The organism is Hoeflea sp. AS60, assembly GCF_038900115.1.
Classification (GTDB): Bacteria; Pseudomonadota; Alphaproteobacteria; order Rhizobiales; family Rhizobiaceae; genus Hoeflea.
This window is the reverse complement of the sequence record NZ_JBBMQP010000002.1, coordinates 525,375-547,271: the sequence shown is the minus strand read 5'-3', so window position 1 is coordinate 547,271 and position 21,897 is coordinate 525,375. Positions and strand designations below refer to the sequence as shown.

The following is a 21,897-nucleotide window of genomic DNA, read 5'->3' as shown; positions in this document are numbered from 1 at the left end:
ATGCATAAAAACTAATTTATTGCCGGAAATATTAACCAGACCTTATACACATTTGTAACAATATCGGTCGATCGGAAGATCCCCAGCTGAAATGATGTCAGCTCGTAAGAGCCTCTTGCAGGCATGCACCGCGGCCATTTGGCATTTCATTCACAAGCATGCAGCATTCCACATCAACTTCGCGCAACGCGCTCAGCCAATTCCGCATTGTCGGCATAAACCTTGCCGTGATTCTGGTTGTGCTGTCGGCGGCCGCAATCGTTCCCCGGAATGGTCAGGCTTTGGTGATTGTCGCACCCTGGAGTGAACCCGGCCGCGTAATCGATGTCATTTCCGACGCCGGTGGATCCGTCATGAACGGAACCGGCGCTCCCTATGCGGCCATCGCATACTCAGACGAACCTGGTTTCGCCTTACGCTTATTCAAATCCGGCGCAATGCTGGTTCTCGACGGCAGTCTCGCTTTCTTTTGCAGGAGTACATCTTCGCTATGAATTACATGACCTCGCTTCGCACCCGCGCAGCTATCGCTATCGTTTCGCTGCTGTGGATCAACCTCGGTATGATGTTCCTGCGATTTCTGTGGGGCATGGAAGCCGATCCCGTTATCGTTCTGGGCGGAGGCGCCGCAATCGCTGCTGTCGCGACCCTGACCTGGTGGAATGACCGAACCGGAACGGCAACCCAAATCTCGACCGCCCTTGCCCACGCCGCGAGTGTGGCTCTGCTGGTTTACGCCTTCTCCGGTTCACCGCTCCAGATTGACATGCACATGTATTTCTTCGCGAGCCTCGCGATCTGTGCATCCTGGGTCAACTGGCAGCCAATTCTGGCATTCGCCGGTCTGACGGCTGTCCACCATCTGGTGCTCTTCTTCGTCATTCCTGCTGCCGTGTTCCCCGGCGAAACCGATCTGAGCCGGGTTATCCTGCACGCTGGCATTCTTATTCTCGAAGCCGGTGCATTGGTGGCTTTGGGCCATTCGCTCGCCAGTGCCTTTGCTCAGAGCGATGAAGCCATGCGCAATACAGAAGTCGCCAATGCGCAGGCAAAGGAAATGTCGCAGAAGGCCGAGAATGCACAGCAACAGAACCTTGGTGATGCCAAACGCCGCGAAGCCGAACGTGCCGATGATGCCGCGCGGCAGCAGTTTGCCATCGAATCCATTGGCCGTGGACTTCGTCAGCTGGCAGAAGGCGATCTTCGTTTTCGCCTGACCGACCGTTTTGATGAAACGCTGGAAGTGCTCAGAAGTGACTTCAACTCATCCATGGAAACACTTGAGCAGCTGGTAGCAGAACTCGGCAGTTCTGCCCGTCAGATGAGCGAAGGCTCCAACGGCGTGTGCGCAGATGCCGAACGCATTTCCAAACGCACCGAACAGCAGGCTGTCTCGCTGGAAGAAACGGCCGCTGCGATCGGCCGTATCACCGAAAACGTGCAGAGCGCTTCAAAGCGTGCCAGCGAAGCCGGGCGCCTGGTAGACGAAACGACGAAGAACGCCTCGGTCTCAGAAGCGATCGTCTCCAAGGCTGTCAATGCCATGACCGAGATCGAAGGATCATCGCGTCAGATCGGACAGATCATCACCGTGATCGACGAAATCGCCTTCCAGACCAATCTTCTGGCCCTCAACGCCGGCGTGGAAGCAGCCCGTGCCGGAGAGGCAGGCAAGGGCTTCGCGGTCGTGGCCCAGGAAGTGCGCGAACTGGCGCAGCGTTCGGCAGCTGCGGCCAAGGAAATCAACGCCCTTATTGAAACGTCTTCGACCCAGGTGAGCAGCGGCGTGACGCTGGTCAACCAGACCGGAGAATCGCTCCGCTCGATCGGCGAGCAGGTCAAGAATATCAACGACTACATCGCCAAGATTGTCGACACGGCCCGGGAACAGGCCTCCGACATCTCCGAGATCAACTCGGCCGTGGTCAACATGGACCAGACGACCCAACAGAATACAGCCCTCGTTGCTGACACCACGAAATCGATCCGTAACCTTGCGACCGACGCGGAAGGGCTTTTGACCAAGCTGGCCGTGTTTAGCGTCAATGAACGCAACACGTCCCGTTCCGCATCCAGGACCAAGCCCGCAGCTCCTGCATCGAGGCCTGCTGCGCCTGCCCCCAAGGCAGTCCGGCATTCCGGTGGCGGAGCCGCGGTAGCGGTCGCGCAGGAGTGGGATGAATTCTGATCGTCCGGCGAGAATGGATCAGCCATATCGCGACACAGACCTTGGGCTGATCAATTGAAGCGCTATATTGGGGACACAGCTAATGTTGTGTCCCCTTTTTTGGTCATGTGGTGCTTTGCGGACAAGGCGCGGCGCAACGGGGCGAATCAAGCTACGGTGTCAGCGCTACCTTCGACCGAGCTGTTTGGTACGGGTGTAGCAAAACCGTCACAGTCCCATGCGAAGGTCAAACCACGAGGAGAATCATTCGACATGACCGCATTTGACAGGCTCAAACACCTGCTGGACCTGTTCAGGCATCCTGTTGAGACCAAGAAGGGTCTGAAAAGGAAGTCCAGGCGCCAGTCGGCGGCTGCGGTTTTCCGCGGCTCGGGTGACACGCGCGAGCTGCTGCTGGTGACCAGCCGCGACACCGGACGCTGGATCGTTCCCAAGGGGTGGATCGAAGACGGCGAAGACGGCGCTGAAGCGGCATTGCGGGAAACATGGGAAGAAGCAGGCCTGATCGGCGAAATACTGCCGGGCGGCCCTGTGGGGCAATATCGTTACATCAAGCAAAGGGCGCGGCGCGGCGATGCCATCTGTGATGTTGATGTCTATCTTCTCAAGCTGCTCGAAGAGCGCGATCAATGGCCGGAGAAAGATCAGCGCCGGCGAAAATGGTTTCCGATTGCCACCGCAATTGGACTGGTCGCGGAAGACGGGTTGAAGGATGTCATCCGTGACGCCTTCCAGATTCTCAAAGTCGCCTGACGCCACCTTCCGCAAAACCCTGGCGCCACCTTCGGCAAAAACAATGTCGCTGCGTATCCATTCGGCAACAAGTTTTGAACGACTAAAACAGAACCCGAATACAATCCGTGGATCCTCCTGGCTCCAGGTTACTTGCCCCCCTCACCTCTATAGGCAAGCTGGCAAAACAAATCCTAACGCTTTGATTTGGCTCACTCGCTGTTTGACCTGAGTCGGTATTGGATTGCCCGCATGCCCTCACCGCCGGTTTCTTGGCGTTTCTGGGCGCAATGGCCCAAGGCGGAAAAGGATCATTTGTCCTCGTTTTCCACAGTCCTCATCCACTAGATATGGTGTGCAAGAATCTGCAAGCGACAACCTCTTGACGCATCGGTCCGAGTCGCTGCTTATAGGATCAACGTTGCGGCGGCAGCGCGGCTGGAATGTTTAGAGGCCAGTCAAATCCCGACATTTTTCGGTTCAAAGCATCTTTCCCTGCGGTTTTCGCGGTGGTTTGGCGGGCGCGTTTTGATGCGGAAAAATGACGACGATCTGCCATAATGGGGACTGGCATAAACGAGTTGTTAACACTATATTTAGTGTTTACAGCCAACCTACCCACAAGATAGAGGATTCCCCCTAGCGGGAATCACACCGAGTGATCGAGTAGAAAAACTGGCTGCACAATGATTGCGCAGCCTGCGGGTTATATTTTGTCGTGACGCAAGAATGCGCTCGGCTGCGAATTCAAAAAAGAGGACGACAATGCGCATTGAACGCCGGTTCACCAAAGAGGGGCAATCAGCCTACGCGGAAATTGCATTCCGCAAGGCAACGAGCGAGATCAGGAACCCGGATGGGTCGATCGTTTTCCGTCTCGCCGACATCGATGTGCCGGTTCAGTTCAGCCAGGTCGCAGCCGACATCCTGGCCCAGAAATATTTCCGCAAGGCTGGCGTTCCTGCACGCCTGAAGAAGGTCGAAGAGAACTCCGTGCCGTCCTGGCTCTGGCGCTCTGTGGCTGATGAAGCAGCTCTCGCCGAGCTTCCCGAAGAGGAGCGCTACGGCTCTGAAATCGATGCGCGCCAGGTCTTTGACCGGCTGGCCGGTACCTGGACCTACTGGGGCTGGAAGGGTGGCTACTTCACCTCCGAAGAAGATGCCCGCGCCTTCATGGACGAGCAGTGCTACATGCTCGCAACCCAGCGCGTCGCTCCAAACTCGCCGCAGTGGTTCAACACCGGCCTGCACTGGGCTTACGGCATCGACGGCCCCGGCCAGGGCCACTTCTATGTCGACCCGTTCACCGGCAAGCTGACCAAGTCAAAATCCTCCTACGAGCACCCGCAGCCGCATGCGTGCTTCATCCAGTCGGTCGAGGACGATCTCGTCAACGAGAACGGCATCATGGACCTGTGGGTGCGTGAAGCTCGCCTGTTCAAATATGGCTCGGGCACCGGCTCCAACTTCTCCCACCTGCGCGGCGAAGGCGAAAAGCTCTCGGGCGGCGGCAAGTCGTCGGGCCTGATGAGCTTCCTCAAGATCGGTGACCGTGCTGCCGGCGCCATCAAGTCGGGCGGCACCACCCGCCGTGCGGCCAAGATGGTCGTGGTCGACATCGATCACCCCGATATCGAGGCCTACATCAACTGGAAGGTCAAGGAAGAGCAGAAGGTTGCAGCCCTTGTCACTGGCTCCAAGATCGTGGCGATGCACCTCACCGCGATCATGAAGGCCTGCCTCAACTGCGAGGCTGACAACGACGCCTGCTTCGACCCCAAGCAGAACCCTGCCCTCAAGCGCGAGATCAAGGCTGCCAAGAAGGATCAGGTGCCTGAGAACTACGTCAAGCGCGTCATCCAGTTCGCCAAGCAGGGCTACACCGACATCGAATTCAAGACCTACGACACCGACTGGGATTCGGAAGCATACCTCACGGTATCGGGCCAGAATTCCAACAACTCGGTCTCGATCAAGGACGACTTCCTCCGCGCGGTCGAAACCGACGGCGACTGGAACCTGACCGCCCGCAAGGACGGCAAGGTGATGAAGACGCTCAAAGCCCGCGATCTGTGGGAAACCATCGGCCACGCAGCATGGGCGTCGGCTGACCCGGGCCTGCACTACAACACCACCATGAACGACTGGCACACCTGCCCGGCTGAAGGCCCGATCCGCGCCTCCAACCCGTGCTCGGAATACATGTTCCTCGATGACACGGCCTGCAATCTGGCCTCGCTCAACCTGCTGCAGTTCAAGGACGCAGGCACCAAGCGCATCGACATCGCCGATTACGAGCACGCCGTACGGCTCTGGACCATCGTGCTTGAAGTCTCGGTGATGATGGCGCAGTTCCCGTCCCACCAGATTGCCGAGCGGTCCTACAAATACCGCACCCTGGGTCTCGGCTTTGCCAATATCGGCGGCCTGCTGATGACCACCGGCATTCCTTACGACTCCAAGGAAGGCCGCGCCATCTGCGGTGCGCTGACCGCGATCATGACCGGCGTTGCCTATGCAACGTCTGCGGAAATGGCGAGCGAGATCGGCACCTTCCCGGGCTACAAGGAAAACAAGAAGAACATGCTGCGGGTCATCCGCAATCATCGCCTCGCAGCCCACGGCCAGTCCACCGGCTATGAAGACCTGTCGGTCAACCCGGTCGCGCTGATCCATGAGGATTGCCCGGATCAGGACCTGATCACCCATGCTACCGCTGCCTGGGACAAGGCGCTGAAGCTTGGCGAAAAGCATGGCTTCCGCAATGCGCAGGCCACCGTGATTGCCCCAACCGGCACCATCGGCCTGGTGATGGATTGCGACACCACCGGCATCGAGCCTGACTTCGCGCTGGTGAAGTTCAAGAAGCTTGCCGGCGGCGGCTACTTCAAGATCATCAACAACGCGGTGCCTGAAGCCCTGCGCACGCTCGGCTACTCTGAGGCCAATCTGGCCGAGATCGAGGCCTATGCAGTCGGTCACGGCAACATCAACCAGGCGCCCGGCATCAACCCCGGTTCGCTCAAGGCCAAGGGCTTCACCGACGAGAAGATCGAAGCCATCAACGGCGCCACCAAGGCTGCCTTCGACATCAAGTTCGTCTTCAACAAGTGGACGCTCGGCGAGGATTTCTGCAAATCCGTGCTCGGCCTCACCGACGCACAGATGGATGATTTCTCCTTCGACATGCTGTCGGCCATCGGCTTCTCGAAGAAGGACATCGAGGCTGCCAACATCCACGTCTGCGGCGCGATGACGCTGGAAGGCGCACCGCACCTCAAGGTCGAGCACTATCCGGTGTTTGATTGCGCCAACCCATGCGGCAAGGTCGGCAAGCGCTACCTGTCGGTGGAAAGCCACATCCGCATGATGGCGGCAGCCCAGCCGTTCATCTCGGGCGCCATCTCCAAGACCATCAACATGCCAAACGACGCAACCGTTGATGATTGCAAGAACGCCTACATGCTGTCTTGGAAGCTGGCGCTGAAGGCCAACGCGCTTTACCGCGATGGCTCGAAGCTCTCACAGCCGCTCAATTCCTCGCTGATCGAGGATGACGAGGACGAGGATGATGCAATCGAGGCATTGGTGGCCATGCCCGCCTCGGCCCAGGCCGTCGCCGTCACCGAGAAGATCGTCGAGCGCGTCGTCGAACGGCTCTATCGCGACCGCGAAAAGCTGCCCAATCGCCGCAAGGGCTACACCCAGAAAGCCGTCATCGGCGGCCACAAGGTGTATCTGCGCACCGGTGAATTCGACGATGGCCGCATCGGCGAGATCTTCATCGACATGCACAAGGAAGGTGCCGCCTTCCGTGCGATGATGAACAACTTCGCCATCGCCATCTCGCTTGGCCTGCAATATGGCGTGCCGCTGGAAGAATATGTGGAGGCCTTCACCTTCACCAAGTTCGAACCGGCTGGCATGGTGCAGGGCAACGACGCGATCAAGAACGCCACCTCGATCCTGGATTACATCTTCCGCGAGCTGGCCGTCTCCTACCTGTCGCGTCACGATCTGGCCCATGTCGACACCTCCGACTTCGGCAACACCGCGCTCGGCAAGGGCATTTCCGAAGGCAAGGCGCAGCCATTCTCCAAGGGCCTGACCCGCGGCGCATCGCTCAAGGTCGTCACCGGCGCTGGCAACAGCATTGGCAGCACGGGCGAGCCCAAGGGCCAGGCGGCAACGCCTGCCAAGGCACCCTCCTCCGGCGCATCGGTAATCACCGCTTCGTTTCCGGCCAAGGGCCCTTCAGGCTCGACCACCGGCAGCCTGGCGATGAAATCCCAGCCTGAAACACTCCTCACCGACGGCGCCGTTGCCTTCAAGCGTGACTACGAGGAACGCGCCGAGGAACTGGCCATCGAGATCGAGGTTGAGGAAACCCTGTTCTCCGATGACGCGGCTCAGGATGCGGCAAGTGCGAAGGCCGACGCCCAGACCCAGGCCAAGAAGCTCGAAGCCGACCGCCGCCTGCGCTCGATCGCGCAAGGGTATACCGGCAACATGTGCTCCGAATGCCAGAACTTCACCATGGTGCGCAACGGCACCTGCGAGAAGTGCGACACGTGCGGGTCAACGAGCGGGTGTTCGTAAGATCGAATTGAATTGAATTGATGAAATCAGCCCGGGGCGGAAGCTCCGGGCTTTTTGTTTGAGAAAACGCTGCTCAGTTGGTCAGCCATCACAACCAAACGGCAATCAGCTCCTCACAGAAATACAATTGGCTTTACAAATATCAACCAAGCGTGGTCAAATTCAATCTCTGGGTGCATTTTGGAGGGGTGGCTAAGATGAGTGATAGGCCTGATAATCTGATCCAAGGAGAGCGAGCGCGCCTTTTCCCAGTGCTTGCTGACACGTCCAAAGAAGGTCGAACTCTATCGATTCTTCTCGCCTGTATGGAAAGCGTGGACGGGTTCGGCAAATCCTTGCTCGCCGATCTTGGAATTAAGGCTGGAGCCAGATCCAAACTGGAAACCTATACGGAAGTGGTTCTAAAGAAAGGCAGTGACAAGACTGCTAGACCGGATGGACTACTCATCCTGAAGACCGGATCAAAGACCTGGTCCGCGCTTGTCGAGGCGAAAGTAGGAAATTCAGAACTTTCTTCAGAACAGCTCGATAGCTATCTGGAAATTGCAAAGCTAAACGGCATTGATGCGCTCATAACGATCTCCAATCAATTCTCACCTTTACCTTCGCACCACCCGGTACAATTGAGTGCAGCATCTCTAAAGAAGGCTACAGTGCTGCACTGGTCCTGGATGTATGTGTTGACGCAGGCGACGCTGCAGTTAGGAAATGGCGACATCGAAGACAAAGAGCAGCGCATCATTCTCAACGAAATGGTGCGCTTTCTCAGTCACCCCAGTGCAGGTGTAAAGAGCTTTGAACAGATGCCCGCATCATGGTCTGCAATTACCGGTGCGGTGCAAGCTGGCGGTTCTATTTCTCCCAAATCGAATGACGTTCAGGAAGTTGTGGGGGCTTGGTATCAAGAAATACGAGACCTATGCCTCATTCTAAGTCGGCAGCTTGGCGAGGACGTGAATGTCAAGGTCCCGCGGGTTCACGCGTCCGATCCTGTTGCGCGCCTCAAATCTGATGCACAGGTTCTGGCAACAGAAAACTGCCTTCATGCAACCTTTGTTATTCCCAACACTGCGGGAGCCATTTTGGTGTCCGCTGATTTTCGGAAAAAATCAGTGTTCGCCTCCATGAGGGTAAATGCGCCAGCAGATAAGAAGTCCACGAAAGCAAGACTGAACTGGCTTCTAAGGCAGCTTCAAAAGTCGAAATCCGATAATGTCTACATACGGCTGTTTTGGCCCGGTCGCGGCCCATTCACGCAACATCCAATTGCAGTACTGAGGGAAACCCCCGAGAAAGCTGAAGAAAATGGCAAGGTGGCCACCTCATTTGAAGTGGTGTTCGCGTGTGATCTCGGAGCAAGATTTTCGCAAAGGCGGAATTTCATTGTCGATCTTGAGCACGCAATTCCCGAATTCTATGAGCAAATTGGGCAGCATCTGAAAGCGTGGCAACCGCAAGCGCCAAAAATAAAGCCTGAGAAAAACGATGCCGAAGACGTCAACACAGCAGCATTGCGCGACGAAGCTGAGATTGAGGTAGCCAACCGCAACAGCTCCACGGAATAGATGACACTTGATTGCAAGGCAGACAGAAGCGATCCCCTCACCTGCAATTTGTAGCACTTAGCCTTCGGCTAAGACGCTGAAATTGCTTCCTCTCCCACAAGGGGAGAGGTGGACACACGCACGCGCAGCGCTCAAGAGGAGAGCTGACATTATCGCCCCTCGCCAGTATTCCTCAGCTCTGCCAGGATCGTCAGACAGACGCCATCCAGATTGGTCTGAACCTCCTCATTCCAGAACCGCAGAATGCGAAACCCATCCGCGCCGAACACGGCGTCACGGCGCCGATCATGCTCGCTGTCGGCATGCTGCCAGCCGTCAACCTCGACAATGAGTTTCGGGGCAAAACAGACAAAGTCCAGAATATAGCCCTTGAGCGGCACCTGGCGACGGAACTTGAAGCCCTCCAGCTGCCGCCCGCGCAAAGCATCCCAAAGTCTGGCCTCCGGACGCGTCGCATCGAAACGCATCTCTTTGGCGCGTTGCCGGTGTGTGGCAGGCGGCTGATGGCGCATGGTGCAATCTCCACTTAAGGGAGGATAGCACTGATCCCCTCACCTGGAAAATCTACGACTTGGCTAAAGCCAAGACCGTGATTTTCCTTCCTCTCCCACAAGGGGCGAGGAGAATGCGGATCGCGCGGCACCCTACCTCTCCCTTGGTGGGAGAGGATACAAAATCGCGGTCTTAGCGCAGCTAAATCGCAGATTTTGTTGGTGAGGGGGTCGGGCACAAGTACAAAACCTTACAACACCCGCGCACAATCCCCACCCCCACCACCAAACATCACAATCCCTTGCCCAAAATCCAGCCCCATTTTATCCCCACCTCATCACCACATGCGACACTGGCCCTGCCTTTCGCCAGATCGGATGTTTCGGGACCACGGATCCCGGAGCGGCGGAGGACGGTAGATCCGGCCTGCGCGGAGCCGAACCGTGTCAGTCGGAGGGATTGAGGATCATCATCGCGGCAAGAGGCTTAGACAGCCGTGCCGGTGCCGGTGAACACGCTGACCCGTGTTAGCCACCGGCAGACCCGAACACCTGATGGTCGCAAGACCGGAGTGGCTTTCGGGCAGGACGGGTTCGGCGGCGCGGGCCGCCAAACAAAACGAACCGTCCGTGCGCGTGATAGGGAGACAATTCTGGAACCACCCGACGCCCGGAAGGCATCGGGTCCGACACCGGCGGGGTGAGCGCAAGCGAGCCAAAGCCAACCCCCTAGTATCCATTCGGGCACGCCCGAGCGCCCCGCATTCCGGCCTGTCAGAGACAGAAACCGGAACCCGGACTGAACAGACCGTCGGTGACACTGTCACGCGCGGATATCGGCGTATCGGGAACGACGATCAGGAGACCAATCGTGTCGACCTTCCCTCGCCCTTCAGGGAGAGGGAGAAACCAACTATCTGGCCTTGCGGGCGGCATAGCGCTTGTCGCGCTTTTCCTTCATCGCGGCCATGTCGGCCACGGCGCGATCGGCGCGGGCAGCTTCGTCGGCCTCGCGGGCAATGCGCTCGGCATGTTCAGCCGCATAGGCGGCTTCGGCATCTGCGGCGTCCTGCGCTGCCTTGCGGGCCTGTTCTTCGGCCTTCAGGCGTTCGCGTTCGGCGCGGCGTTCCTCCCGCGCATTGGCTACTGCCTCGCGCTCGGCGCGCTTGGCAATCATTTCCGGGTCATCCGCATTCGGCGCGGCCTTCATCTTGTCCAGAAGCTTCTGCTTTGCTTCCATGGCATCCTGACGGCGGTCGGTGAAGGTGGTGCGTACTTGCTTTTTCAAACTGAATTCGTCCTGGGTTGAGATCAATGCCGATGCGGCAAGCCGCCAAATGCGGCGATCCGTGTTCTATGTGACGCTCCAGCCGCATTTGTGCAACCCTGCTGCGCCATTTTGACCGAGGTTCTCTTGCCAAAACCATGCGTTTGCGGGAGGAAATCGCTCAGGTTTGCCTCTCGATCGACGCCAGAACGGCCCGCAGAGGAAACGCTCGCCACTGAAAAGCCTGTCTGACCTGATGAAAGGGAGCATCGGCAAACCAGACTGGCGGCTTGGCTTGAGCCAAAGCCCCCAAAGCGTCAGAGAAGCGATGACGTGCAATTCAAGCCGCGGCCATGCGACAATGGCCGCACCGAATCCGCAAGGAACCCCGCATGCCCCTCACCTACGCCATTGGCGACATTCACGGCCGGCGCGATCTGCTCGAGACTCTGCTCGCGGCAATCCGCGCCGATATGGGCGACCGCGATGCCCGTATCATCTTTCTGGGCGACATCATTGACCGCGGACCGGAAAGCCGGCAGTGCCTCGATCTGGTGATCCTGACCCTTGAGCGCCATCCCGGATCAAAACTCATTCTGGGCAATCACGAGGAATTCATGCTCGATTTCCTCGATGCCGCGACCACCGCCGAGCACGAGACGGCGGCCCACCGCTGGCTGCCCAATGGCGGCAGCGAAACACTCATGTCCTACGGATTTGCCGATACCGTAGGCTTTGATGCCATTGCCAGGCAGTTGGCCGATGATGTTCCGGACCATATTGCCACCCTTCGCGAGGCCAACTGGATGGTCGAGAGCGATGGCCACGTCTTCGTTCACGGTGGCATCGATCCGCACCTGCCGCTGGCCGAACAGGACCCGAAGACCACACGCTGGATTCGCGAGAAGTTTCTCAAGTTCACCGGGCCTCTGCCGAAAATCGTTGTCCACGGCCACACCATGACCGATGCGTCGCTGCCGGAGCTTTATCGCAACCGCATCGCGCTCGACACCGGTGCGGTCCGGTCAGGTCACCTCACCTGCGGTATCTTTGACGGCGACACCCCGCCGAGGTTTCTCGCAACCGACGACCACGGACGGGCCATCGAGGTGAGCGAGATCCGCGCGCTCGATTACCGGTAACAACCGGCAAGGCAACCGCAGTTGGCAGCGAAGGATTGAAGGCGTAGCGGCCACACCGCAATTGGCGTGGCCATCAGCAGCGCAATGAGTTGAATGAAGAGACCTTATTTCAGACCCGTGCAACTCGCGTAATAGCTCACCGTAGCCGGCCAGTCGGAGAACATGCCGACAATGCCGACCTGCCGCGCCAGAACGTCGAGCACCTCATACATCTGGCCGTCATTGTTGATGACGTCCTTGACGGATTGATAGTACCAGCCGCCGCCTGTGTTGAGCGGGCCGGCGCGTTCGAACGACCAGGCAATGATCTTCAGACCGGCCTTTTTCGCCTCGACGGCATAGGGCGAGGCCACGATCTTGCCATCCGCAACCGTCAGCAGCATCCAGATCGGCGGCGCAATGTAATTGACGCCCTGATCGGCCAGCTCCTGCATTGACGGCTTGAAGCTTGCAGGATTGAGATAGTCGAACCCGTCGCCGCTGGAGCGTCCATCGAGAAAGACCGCCTGGGCGCCAAAGGCAGGCTCGTTCTTGATCCAGTAGAGAACGTCTTCCAGATTGAAGGATTGAGGCCAGACATCAGAGGCCGGAATCCCCGCAGCCTTGTACTCGTCAATCATTTTCTGCGCGTAATCGGCCTGGGTGAACCCTTCATAGGGCATCTCGACCGACGGCGCTTTCAGCTCGGGCGTAAATTTGCCGCCAAGCGAGGCAATCAGCGCGATAGACTCCTTGTGCGTCATCACCGTGCCATTGGCCGCAGCATAGAGATCGGTCCGCCAGCCGGGTGTTCCGTTGATGTAGTCTTCGACGGTCTCGGCAATGCTGTTGGCCGCATCCATCTTGCCGTTCAGCGTCCTGAACTCGGCCAGGGTGATATCGGACGTGCGGCACTCGGCCGACGCCTTGCCGTCCCCTGCAGGGGTGAACCCCTTGGTGCACTTGTCCGCAAGGCCCGTCGCCAGAATGTTGGTCGTGGTGTGCAGATCATTCTGGGCGTGACGGCAGACCAGCTCCTTGTCCTTGGTGAAGGTCACGTCGCACTCGATGATGCCCGCCCCCATCTTCGCAGCCGCCATGTAGGATTCGCGCGTATGCTCGGGAAATTGCAGCGGCGCACCGCGGTGACCGATCGAAAACAGGGTTCTGGCTACAGGATTGGCGGCACAGGCAAGCAATTCGTCCTTGAGCGGACCCTCAGCCATTTTTTCAATCAGAAACGAAGGCCGCGGGCCGACTTCAATGTCGGAGGCTGAAACTGTGGTGATAAAGGGCGCAGCCAATAGGGCGGCTCCGACAAGCAATTGGGTGAATCTGGTCATCATTGGGCTCCATGAGATGTTCACCAGTGCCATAATACCCCAACACGACAGCTACATGTCATCAGGCGACTGAGTTCGAAACAGGCAGCACGAATCACCCTCCCGGAATCTGGCTTGCTGCGCGCCCCTTCCCCTCGCCTGTCCCAGGCGCTACACCACCCGCAAATCAATCTGAAAGGCAAAGCAAATGAGCGACGAAACCCGGGATTCCAATGGCGCAGTGCTGGCTGACGGCGACAATGTGACCGTGATCAAGGACCTCAAGGTCAAGGGTACCTCGTCCACGATCAAGCGCGGCACCATGGTCAAGGGCATCCGCCTCACCGGCAATCCCGACGAGGTCGAGTGCCGGGTCGAAAAGATCAAGGGCCTGGTGCTCAGGACCGAGTTTCTGAAAAAGGCCTGACCAGAACGGCGCAAAAGCCCCTTACCCCTTGGCAATCCAGCGGGTGAGCGGCCTTGCGCTCAGGCCATGGGCGAGGATCGACAGCGCCACTGTTACCGAGACGCAAGCCAGAAGCTCGGCCTGGCCTTCAAAATCGAAGGCGTCGGTCATAAGCAAGGTGAACAGGATCGACGCCAGCCCGCGCGGTCCGAACCAGCCCAGAAACAGCTTCTCCCGGCTCTTGAGCCCGGAGCCCAGAAGCGACATCCAGATCGACCCCATCCGCACCACGGTGAGAAACAGAACCGCGATCACCACAGTCTTGAATGATGCATGCGCGAGCCCCTCTGGCAGCAGCAGCGCGCCAAACACCAGAAACGCCGCCATGGTCAGAATCTGGCCTGCGCCTTCCATGAATTCGCGGACAAAAGCGAGGTTGTGCCTGTAGCTGTTGCCAAACACCATGCCGGCAACGAAAGCAGCGATAAATCCGTTGCCGCCGATGACGTCCGCAAACACAAACGCCGTAAAGGCCGCAGTCAGAAACACCACTCCTTCCGCCGTTGCATCGATAAACCGCCGCTTCTGCGCTGCATCCATCAGCCGGGCAATAACCCAGCCGGTCGCAATACCTGCAAGCGGCCCCAGCACCACTTGTGTCAATGCCGCGAGCGCCAACCCGCCGGTATCGGCTGCTCCGATCCCGGCCGAGGCCAGCGTCGCGCCAAGCAGCACGAATGGCAGAACCAGACCATCGTTCAATCCGCTTTCGACATTGATGGTTTCGCTCAGATCTTCGGGCACGCCCGAGTTCTTCACGACACTCTGACCGAGCGCCGCGTCGGTGGGCGTCAGTACCGCGGCAGTTAGCAGCGCCATGGCGATCCCGCCTTCCGGACTGATCAGCCAGGTGACAAACGTGCCGAAGGCAACTGACAGCGGCAGGCCGACAACCAGCATCCGGGCCGGCAATCGCCAGTTATGCTTGAGCTGGGAGAACTGCACATGCGAGGCATCGGAAAACAGCACCAGAACCAGCGTGATTTCGGCCAGCAGCCGTTTGCCCTCATCGAGCACCTCAGGCGGCGCGGTGGTGCGCAACGGCTCCGACAGCATGTAGCCCACGACCATGAAAATGATCGGCAGGGTCAGCATCGACCGACCGATCACCCGGCTGAGCAGCGAATAGGCTATGAAAGCCGCAAGAACACCCAGGGCCACCAGATCGAAATGTATGCCCTCGCCCATTCTTGATGCCTTGTGGTTGCAGAGTCGGGGCGACTATGGCCTGCCCCGACCTGCTTTGCCACCGGCATTGCCGACTGAAAGCCTCAGGTGCCGCAATAGGTGGTGTAAGGTCCGAAATCCGATGGCGCACCGAGCGCAAACACCTCGAGCCCGGCCCGCTCGGTGAACGGATCCGCCAGCACATCGACCAGACGCTCGAATGGCGCGAGGTCTCCCTTGGTCGCCGACCCCAGTGCAGCCTCGACCATGTGGTTGCGCGGGATATAGACCGGGTTGACCCGGTTCATGGCTGCAATCCTATCTTCGGCGGCCACGTCCTCACGCGCAAATCGCGCCTGCCACAGCGGCAGCCAGACATCGAACCCGGCAGGATTGGCAAACAGGGCCCGGGCCTGCGCAGCATCGCCCGACGCTGCCTTTGCAAGACTGCGGAACACGCGGGTGTAATCGGCAGCTTGAGTTTCCAGAACCGCGAGCAGTCCGGTGGCAAGCTCCCTGTCCTCAGGCTCCTCCTTGACCAGCCCGAGCTTGGTGCGCATGCCCGCAAGCCAGGCGCGTTCATAAGCCAGCGGAAATCCATCTATGACTTCGCCTGCCTGACGCACCGCGTCGTCACTGTCGTTCGGATTGATCAGGTCAAGCATTGTTTCGGCCAGCCGCGCCAGGTTCCACTGCGCGATCTGCGGCTGGTTGCCATAGGCATAGCGGCCGTACTGGTCGATCGAGCTGAAAACGGTCGCCGGATCGTAGCCATCGATGAAGGCGCAAGGGCCATAATCGATGGTCTCGCCAGAAATCGTCATGTTATCGGTGTTCATCACCCCGTGCACGAAGCCAAGCAGCATCCATTGCGCAATCAGCGCTGCCTGCCGGTCACGCACGGCTTTGAGAAGCCCGAGATAGCGGTCCGGCTTATCGGCAAGTTCCGGATAATGCCGCGCAATGGCATAGTCAGCCAGTTGCCTCAGCCGATCAGTCTCGCCGCGCGCTGCAAAGAACTGGAATGTGCCCACCCGAAGATGGCTTGACGCCACCCGCGCCAGCACCGCACCCGGCGCAGGGCCGTCCTGACGCATGATCTCCTCGCCGGTCGAAACGGCTGCCAGCGCCCGCGTGGTTGGCACGCCGAGAGCATGCATCGCTTCGCCGATGATGTATTCGCGCAACACCGGACCAACCACCGCCTTGCCGTCGCCACCGCGCGAAAACGGCGTGCGTCCGGAGCCCTTGAGGTGGATGTCGCGGCGTTTGCCGTGGCTGTCGATCACTTCGCCCAGAAGCAGCGCCCGACCATCACCAAGCTGCGGCGAGAACCCGCCAAACTGGTGCCCGGCATAGGCCATCGCCAGCGGTTCGGCCCCCTCGGGGGCGTCATGACCGGCAAAAATGGCTGCACCTGCATCCGTATCCAGCACCTCGGGATCCAGTCCCAGCTCTAGCACCAGCGAACGGTTGAAGCGGATAATCCGTGGTGCAGGCACCTCGGCTCCCTTCCACGGCACGTAAAACCCCTCAAGCTCGCGGGCGTAGGAATTGTCAAAGTGAAATCCTGCGATGCTCATGGGAAAGTCCTTCTGCAAGGTCATTGTACAAATGCAAGCTACCGGCCCTGACAAATCCGTAGCTGGCCGGTCGCTTTTGTCTCAGTCGTCTTCGAGTTCGGCCTATTCGGCCGCATCCCGCTTTGGCAACACCCAGTCGGGCCGCACAAAGTGGCAGGTGTATCCATGCGGGATCCGCTCGAGATAATCCTGATGCTCTGGCTCGGCTTCCCAGAAATCACCAACCGGCTCAACTTCCGTCACCACCTTGCCAGGCCAAAGACCCGACGCATCGACATCTGCGATGGTGTCGAGCGCGATCTCGCGCTGCTGATCATCCGTGTAGTAGATCGCCGAACGATAGGACATGCCACGGTCATTGCCCTGACGGTTGGGCGTGGAAGGATCATGGATCTGGAAGAAGAACTCCAGCAGCTGACGGTAGCTGATCCGGTTCGGATCATAGATGATCTCGATCCCTTCGGCATGGGTGCCGTGATTGCCGTAGGTGGCGTTCTTCACGTCACCGCCGGTATAGCCGACACGAGTGTCTTCAACACCGGGCATCTTTCGGATCAGATCCTCCATGCCCCAGAAGCACCCGCCGGCAAGAACTGCTCGCTCGCTCATTTAGATATCCTCCACCTGGTCAAGATAGTCACCATAGCCTTCATCGGCCATGTCGGCTTTCGCCACGAACCGCAACGACGCGGAATTGATGCAATAACGCAGCCCGCCACGGTCCTGGGGACCGTCAGGGAACACATGTCCGAGATGGCTGTCGCCATCTCTAGAGCGCACCTCTATGCGAACCATCCCGTGGCTCACATCGCGAAGCTCGGCCACGTGCGCGGGCTCGATCGGCTTGGTGAAACTTGGCCAGCCGCAGCCGCTTTCAAATTTGTCCGAAGATGCAAACAGCGGTTCGCCCGATACGATGTCGACATAGATGCCGACAGCCTTGTTGCTGTTGTATTCGCCGGTAAAGGGTCGCTCGGTTCCATTCTGCTGGGTGACCCGGAACTGTTCGGGCGTCAGCCGTGCAATGGCTTCATCGGTCTTGGCAAAAGCTTTGGTCATGGCGGATCCCTTCTCGAAGGCTCATGGTGTCCCAACAAAGATGGGCCACTACACCATGATTTTCAATCGCCCGCTCCGCGTGCCATCAGTCGATTTGCTTCACGAGGGGTCAAATTAAGGTGAGACCGAGTGGCATGCACTCAGTATTCGCGCTCGTAGAAAATACCGCCCTTGGTTTCCCCACCGGAACTGGCCTCACCACGCAATTTGATACCCTTGCCGATATCGAGGTCAATACGGGCCTTGCCGGATCCTGCTGACGACCCGCTCTCGATCCCGAGATAAGTACGGTCATTGAGATATTTGCCGACGCCCAACGATGTGGCTCCGGTTTCCTCGTCGGTGCGCACGTCAATGTCATCGACGCCAGTTGCACGGCGCAAACGCTCCAGCACACCGCCGCCTTTAACGGCGCCGGTCAATTGCCCCGCGGCTTCGGCAAGCTGGGCAATCTGCAACGGTGAAAGGCTGCTGATCGAGCGTCCGAACACAAGCTGTGCCAGCACTTCATCCTCTGGGAGTTCCGGGCTTGAGGTAAAACTGAATTCCGGCTCATTCGCAGGGCCGGTGATCGATACGGTCACCGTGGTGCTGCCCGAAGTGCTTGATGCCGCCAGATCAAGGATCGGCACAACAGAACCGGCGAAACCGAGCCTGCCACGGGTGAAATCAAGCCGTTTTCCCAAGACACTCAGTCGTCCACGCACCAGGTCGAACCCGCCAGCGGCCACCGGCGCACCGGTCGTGCCGGTCAGCCGCAGGGATCCGCCAAGTTCAACGTCCATGCCCCGCCCACGGACGAAGATCCGGCTCGCCTGCACTCGAACATCGAGCCCCAATCCACCCGTAGATCCGCCACCGCTGTCACCGGACAGACGTTCAGCCTGCAACTGAATGTCGGCGGGGGCATTCTTGTGGGAGACATCAAGCCCCGCGATCGAGCTGGGAAGCGATTCCGGAACGGTAATCGTGGTTTCGTCCAGCCGAACACTGCCACCGAGTTGCGGCAACGCAGTCAGCGGGCCGCTGAGCGTCAGATCGGCATCGAAACGCGTTGCAACCATCTGGCCATCGGCGTAACGACCTCGCGCCACTTTCAAATTCAGATCAGCCGGGAAATTCGACGCCGGATCGAGCCGCACCGTCCCGGAACCGCTGATCTTGCCGCCAGAAGAAAGATCTCCGGACAGAGAACGGATCGTAGCCTGCCCCGAAGTCAGGCCAATTTCCGCCGACAGATTGTCAAGGGCGATGCCGGATCGTCCGTCAACCAGCCGGCTGTCGGATGTGGTGATGGTTCCCGAAATCTGCGGCGCGCCCAGAGAGCCGTCAATCGAGATGTTGGCCTGGGCGGCACCGCTGAGCGCCAGACCCTGCTTGGCAATCACTCCCGACAAAAGAGAGAATGGAACGCTGCCATTGATCTTTGCCGATATCGCGCGCGCGCCTGCCGTATCCAGCTGACCCGATGCTGTGAACGCCAGCCCGCTGCCATTGGCATTGGCATTGGCATTAAAGCGCAGCTTTCCGGCATTAAACCCTCCCGTGGCGCTTATCGAGAGAGGCACGTCGGCAACCGACGAGGCCGCAGCCGCGCGCACACCACCGGCATCCAGGTCAAAGTCCACGACCGGGGCAGAGGCTTGGCCGCTGACGCTGACCTTACCCGACAGATTGCCCGAAAGCCCGGCGCCCGGCGCGATCGCATTGACCGAGGTCAGCGGCAAACCGGAAAGGGCAATGTCGAGGTCAAGCGTTTGGCCGGCAGATCCTGATACAGACACGCGTCCGCCGCCTGGCGAGATCACAAGCCGCTCGATCTGGGCGACACCGTCACGCACGACAACGCGTGCAGGTTCGCTCAGGTTGATCTCCAGACCTTTCCATGCCGTTCGTGCGGTCTCGACTTCGAGTTCGGTTCCGGCATCTCCCTGCCGTACCCGGGCGTTGATCGAGACCGGAAATCCGGCAGCCTGCGCCTTGCCCTCAATCACGGTCCAGCCCTCGGACTGGGAGAATGATGCCTTGAGAGCGGAAACATCGGTTCCGCTGGCACTCAAGGCAGCCACATCAAGCGTTCCGACGGGTTTGGGTGCGCCGTAGAGATCGGCAACACTGAGGCGCACCTGCGCATCGCGGATCGAAAATCCGTCGCCCGAAAGTTTGGGAAACCCAACCCCGATATCGGCGATAGACTTGTCGTCCTTCACATCGAACTTGATCGACCCGCCACCACTGCCATTGATTGCCTGCAACGCCAATGCAGACAGCGACCCGATATCCTTGAGATCGAGATCAATCACCCCTTTTGGGCGATAAGCCTCGTCGAGAACGAGCGACCCGGAGATCAGATTATCAGCCACCTGAAGCCGCAATGGGTCAATCCGCACAACGCCATCCGATTGGGCCAGCACCACGCTGCCGTTGACCGGCTGCCCCTCAAGTGCCCCGGTCAGTTCAACATCGGCCTGCGGAGAGGCTGGATCAGCCACACCCTTGGCCGTGAGCACCAGATCCGAAAGGTCACGCCCCTGAACCTTCAACTGATTGCCGCTCAGCTTCACATCAAAGGCCGGAGCGGAAGATTGGCCGGAAATGCTGGCCGTCAGATCGAGCCCGCCGGATATTGAATTCTCGGCACCAGCAAGCTTTGACAGACTGGCTTCGATGTTCGCCGAAATCTCGCCTTCACTGGTGAGCGCGGCCTCGCCTGACAGTTTGGCAAATTCAGACGAAGCCTGCAGATCGCTCACGTTCACCGCGCCGGCCTCGTCACGCGAAACCGTACCCTCGAATGCCAGTTCTGGACCAATGAACTCTGGTGCCTGCGCCGACAGCACGGCATTGCGGATCGTGCCCGAAAGGCTTGCTGCCAAACCGCCAGCGCCATCAAACGAGAAATCCTTGATCGTCACCGCAGCCACGCCGGTTTCAACCTGCAATGCATCGCTAGAGATGGAGCCGTCTTCGGCAATCGCAATCTCGCCAGACAGGTTCACGCCACCCGCCACGGCGCGCGCCGCTATATCATTGCTCAGACCAACTGCCTCGACCTTCACATTGACGGATCCGGTGCCGCTCCGTGTGTCGAGCGAGAAACGGTCGAAATCAGCAACCGCAGAAATCCCGTCGGCACTGAAATCGGATCCAGCAACACTTTCTGTGGACACTTCGAGGCGCACCGCGGCTTCCTGGGCGTTACCGGTTATCCGGACCTTTGCCTCCGGCCCCCGGATGCTCACCCGGGATGAACCCTCGCCAAATTGCAGCGGCGTTGCGCCCGGTTGCGAAGAAACTGACGCCGTCAGATCAACGTCTCCCTCGCGCGCCACACGACCGCGCCCTTGAGCCGACAATTGCGAAGAAGTGAAGGTGAAGACGTCGATCACCGCGCCGTTCCGCTCGGGCTCAATCAGGCCTTCAAGCACCAGATTACTGGGGCCAGAAAGCAGCTGAGCCAGCGACGGCGGCAGGAAACGGTCAAACCTGCCATTGGCCTGAAGTGAAACCGCGTCACCGGACTCGCCTGCAGCCATCTGCAAATTGGCTTCCGCCACGATCTCGTTATTGATCGTACCGGCTGCATTCAATCGCCAGTCAGCAAGCGATCCTTGCGACGTCGCGGTCAGGCTGATCGCGTCTTCAGTCGAAAGGTTGAGGAGATTTGCCATCACGCCGCCGGCAGGCTCGGAGAGCGTGGCCGATATATTGAACCGGTCTTCGGCTTCCAGATAGTCGGCATCCAGCGTCAGCTCGCCACCAACCCCGTCGATCCGCTTGACCACGAGGTCAGCCAGTGCCGTCGATACAGATCCATCGACGCGGGCACTTCCCTTGGCTTCAAAACGCGCAACGCGGCCTGCGACCGGCTCACCAACAAGGATGTCGGGGGCTGAAAACCGCTTGATGTCAAAGGCCAAGGGCAGTGCAAAGGACCCACCTTCCGACTGGCTTTCGGAGCCCTTGGGAAGCTGCGCAAGCTCCACGGCATCGATAGTAAGATCATCAATTGCCAGCCCGGCGCTCAACAGCGCCAGCGGCGACCAGTCGATCTGGATCCCCTTCAGGAGCAGCCAGGGCTCTCCATCCGCATCCTTCAACAAAACATGACCGATGCGCGTCGACCCGGACAGCAGGCCGCCTATGGAATCGATTTCCACACTTTGGCTGGGACCGGAGCCGAGCCGGTTCAATGTCAGCGCAATGAGCCAGCCACCAGGCGTCGTGGTGAATATCACGATCACGGCCGCCAAAAGCACCAGAATGCCGACGGCCAGCCAGCGAACCACGCGCCAGGTCAGCCCCGGACGGGATTTGTCTCTTTGCTTCTCCGCCAT

The 21,897-nt window shown here is 59.1% G+C and carries 14 protein-coding genes; 6 read left to right on the top strand and 8 right to left on the bottom strand.

Annotation, left to right across the window (positions count from 1 at the left end):
• The first annotated feature begins 490 nt into the window (after positions 1-490).
• The 4 genes from WNZ14_RS12880 to WNZ14_RS12865 all read left to right on the top strand — a co-directional run bounded on the left by WNZ14_RS12880 (position 491) and on the right by WNZ14_RS12865 (position 9,084).
• On the top strand, positions 491-2,188 hold the full coding sequence (locus WNZ14_RS12880; RefSeq protein WP_342869052.1) for a methyl-accepting chemotaxis protein: 1,698 nt from the start codon (positions 491-493) through the stop codon (positions 2,186-2,188).
• 252 nt (positions 2,189-2,440) lie between these two features.
• A complete protein-coding gene (locus WNZ14_RS12875; protein ID WP_342869051.1) occupies positions 2,441-2,941 on the top strand; it encodes an NUDIX hydrolase in 501 nt (166 codons plus the stop codon).
• A 744-nt stretch (positions 2,942-3,685) separates the two neighbouring features.
• Positions 3,686-7,519, top strand: coding sequence for a vitamin B12-dependent ribonucleotide reductase (locus tag WNZ14_RS12870; RefSeq protein ID WP_342869050.1), 3,834 nt, complete (start codon positions 3,686-3,688; stop codon positions 7,517-7,519).
• 197 nt (positions 7,520-7,716) lie between these two features.
• Positions 7,717-9,084, top strand: coding sequence for a hypothetical protein (locus WNZ14_RS12865; protein WP_342869049.1), 1,368 nt, complete (start codon positions 7,717-7,719; stop codon positions 9,082-9,084).
• A gap of 149 nt (positions 9,085-9,233) precedes the next feature.
• Here WNZ14_RS12865 and WNZ14_RS12860 read toward each other — a convergent pair whose 3' ends face one another.
• Positions 9,234-9,596, bottom strand: a complete 363-nt coding sequence (locus WNZ14_RS12860; RefSeq protein ID WP_342869048.1) for a DUF559 domain-containing protein — start codon at positions 9,594-9,596, stop codon at positions 9,234-9,236.
• A gap of 892 nt (positions 9,597-10,488) precedes the next feature.
• Positions 10,489-10,815 carry a DUF6481 family protein gene (locus tag WNZ14_RS12855; RefSeq protein WP_342870227.1) on the bottom strand — a complete coding sequence of 109 codons (327 nt, stop codon included), beginning with the start codon at positions 10,813-10,815 and terminating at the stop codon, positions 10,489-10,491.
• A gap of 419 nt (positions 10,816-11,234) precedes the next feature.
• On the opposite strand from WNZ14_RS12855, the gene WNZ14_RS12850 reads away from it, so the two are divergent.
• Positions 11,235-11,984, top strand: a complete 750-nt coding sequence (locus WNZ14_RS12850) for a metallophosphoesterase family protein (protein WP_342869047.1) — start codon at positions 11,235-11,237, stop codon at positions 11,982-11,984.
• 104 nt (positions 11,985-12,088) lie between these two features.
• On the opposite strand, the gene WNZ14_RS12845 is transcribed toward WNZ14_RS12850, so the two are convergent.
• Complete coding sequence (locus WNZ14_RS12845) at positions 12,089-13,306, bottom strand: glycerophosphodiester phosphodiesterase family protein (RefSeq protein WP_342869046.1); 1,218 nt, start codon at positions 13,304-13,306, stop codon at positions 12,089-12,091.
• Positions 13,307-13,493: 187 nt separating this feature from the next.
• Between WNZ14_RS12845 and WNZ14_RS12840 the strand changes: the two genes are divergently transcribed.
• Complete coding sequence (locus tag WNZ14_RS12840) at positions 13,494-13,712, top strand: alkylphosphonate utilization protein (protein WP_342869045.1); 219 nt, start codon at positions 13,494-13,496, stop codon at positions 13,710-13,712.
• A gap of 21 nt (positions 13,713-13,733) precedes the next feature.
• On the opposite strand, the gene WNZ14_RS12835 is transcribed toward WNZ14_RS12840, so the two are convergent.
• The 5 genes from WNZ14_RS12835 to WNZ14_RS12815 form a co-directional block, all read right to left on the bottom strand.
• On the bottom strand, positions 13,734-14,939 hold the full coding sequence (locus tag WNZ14_RS12835; protein ID WP_342869044.1) for a sodium:proton antiporter: 1,206 nt from the start codon (positions 14,937-14,939) through the stop codon (positions 13,734-13,736).
• A gap of 83 nt (positions 14,940-15,022) precedes the next feature.
• Complete coding sequence (locus WNZ14_RS12830; RefSeq protein ID WP_342869043.1) at positions 15,023-16,501, bottom strand: YdiU family protein; 1,479 nt, start codon at positions 16,499-16,501, stop codon at positions 15,023-15,025.
• A gap of 102 nt (positions 16,502-16,603) precedes the next feature.
• Positions 16,604-17,110: a peptide-methionine (S)-S-oxide reductase MsrA gene (gene msrA, locus WNZ14_RS12825; protein ID WP_342869042.1), complete on the bottom strand. Its 507-nt coding sequence runs from the start codon at positions 17,108-17,110 to the stop codon at positions 16,604-16,606.
• Entirely contained in the window at positions 17,111-17,560 is a 450-nt protein-coding gene (msrB, locus tag WNZ14_RS12820) for a peptide-methionine (R)-S-oxide reductase MsrB (RefSeq protein ID WP_342869041.1), read from the bottom strand.
• Positions 17,561-17,700: 140 nt separating this feature from the next.
• Complete coding sequence (locus WNZ14_RS12815) at positions 17,701-21,897, bottom strand: translocation/assembly module TamB domain-containing protein (protein WP_342869040.1); 4,197 nt, start codon at positions 21,895-21,897, stop codon at positions 17,701-17,703.

Coding starts and splice junctions, on each gene's coding strand:
- WNZ14_RS12850 (WP_342869047.1), top strand. CDS start 11,235: ATGCCCCTCACCTACGCCATTGGCGACATTCACGGCCGGCGCGATCTG.
- WNZ14_RS12880 (WP_342869052.1), top strand. CDS start 491: ATGAATTACATGACCTCGCTTCGCACCCGCGCAGCTATCGCTATCGTT.
- WNZ14_RS12855 (WP_342870227.1), bottom strand. CDS start 10,815: ATGGAAGCAAAGCAGAAGCTTCTGGACAAGATGAAGGCCGCGCCGAAT.
- WNZ14_RS12840 (WP_342869045.1), top strand. CDS start 13,494: ATGAGCGACGAAACCCGGGATTCCAATGGCGCAGTGCTGGCTGACGGC.
- WNZ14_RS12870 (WP_342869050.1), top strand. CDS start 3,686: ATGCGCATTGAACGCCGGTTCACCAAAGAGGGGCAATCAGCCTACGCG.
- msrA (WP_342869042.1), bottom strand. CDS start 17,110: ATGAGCGAGCGAGCAGTTCTTGCCGGCGGGTGCTTCTGGGGCATGGAG.
- msrB (WP_342869041.1), bottom strand. CDS start 17,560: ATGACCAAAGCTTTTGCCAAGACCGATGAAGCCATTGCACGGCTGACG.
- WNZ14_RS12860 (WP_342869048.1), bottom strand. CDS start 9,596: ATGCGCCATCAGCCGCCTGCCACACACCGGCAACGCGCCAAAGAGATG.
- WNZ14_RS12875 (WP_342869051.1), top strand. CDS start 2,441: ATGACCGCATTTGACAGGCTCAAACACCTGCTGGACCTGTTCAGGCAT.
- WNZ14_RS12835 (WP_342869044.1), bottom strand. CDS start 14,939: ATGGGCGAGGGCATACATTTCGATCTGGTGGCCCTGGGTGTTCTTGCG.
- WNZ14_RS12845 (WP_342869046.1), bottom strand. CDS start 13,306: ATGACCAGATTCACCCAATTGCTTGTCGGAGCCGCCCTATTGGCTGCG.
- WNZ14_RS12815 (WP_342869040.1), bottom strand. CDS start 21,897: ATGGCGGAGAAGCAAAGAGACAAATCCCGTCCGGGGCTGACCTGGCGC.
- WNZ14_RS12830 (WP_342869043.1), bottom strand. CDS start 16,501: ATGAGCATCGCAGGATTTCACTTTGACAATTCCTACGCCCGCGAGCTT.
- WNZ14_RS12865 (WP_342869049.1), top strand. CDS start 7,717: ATGAGTGATAGGCCTGATAATCTGATCCAAGGAGAGCGAGCGCGCCTT.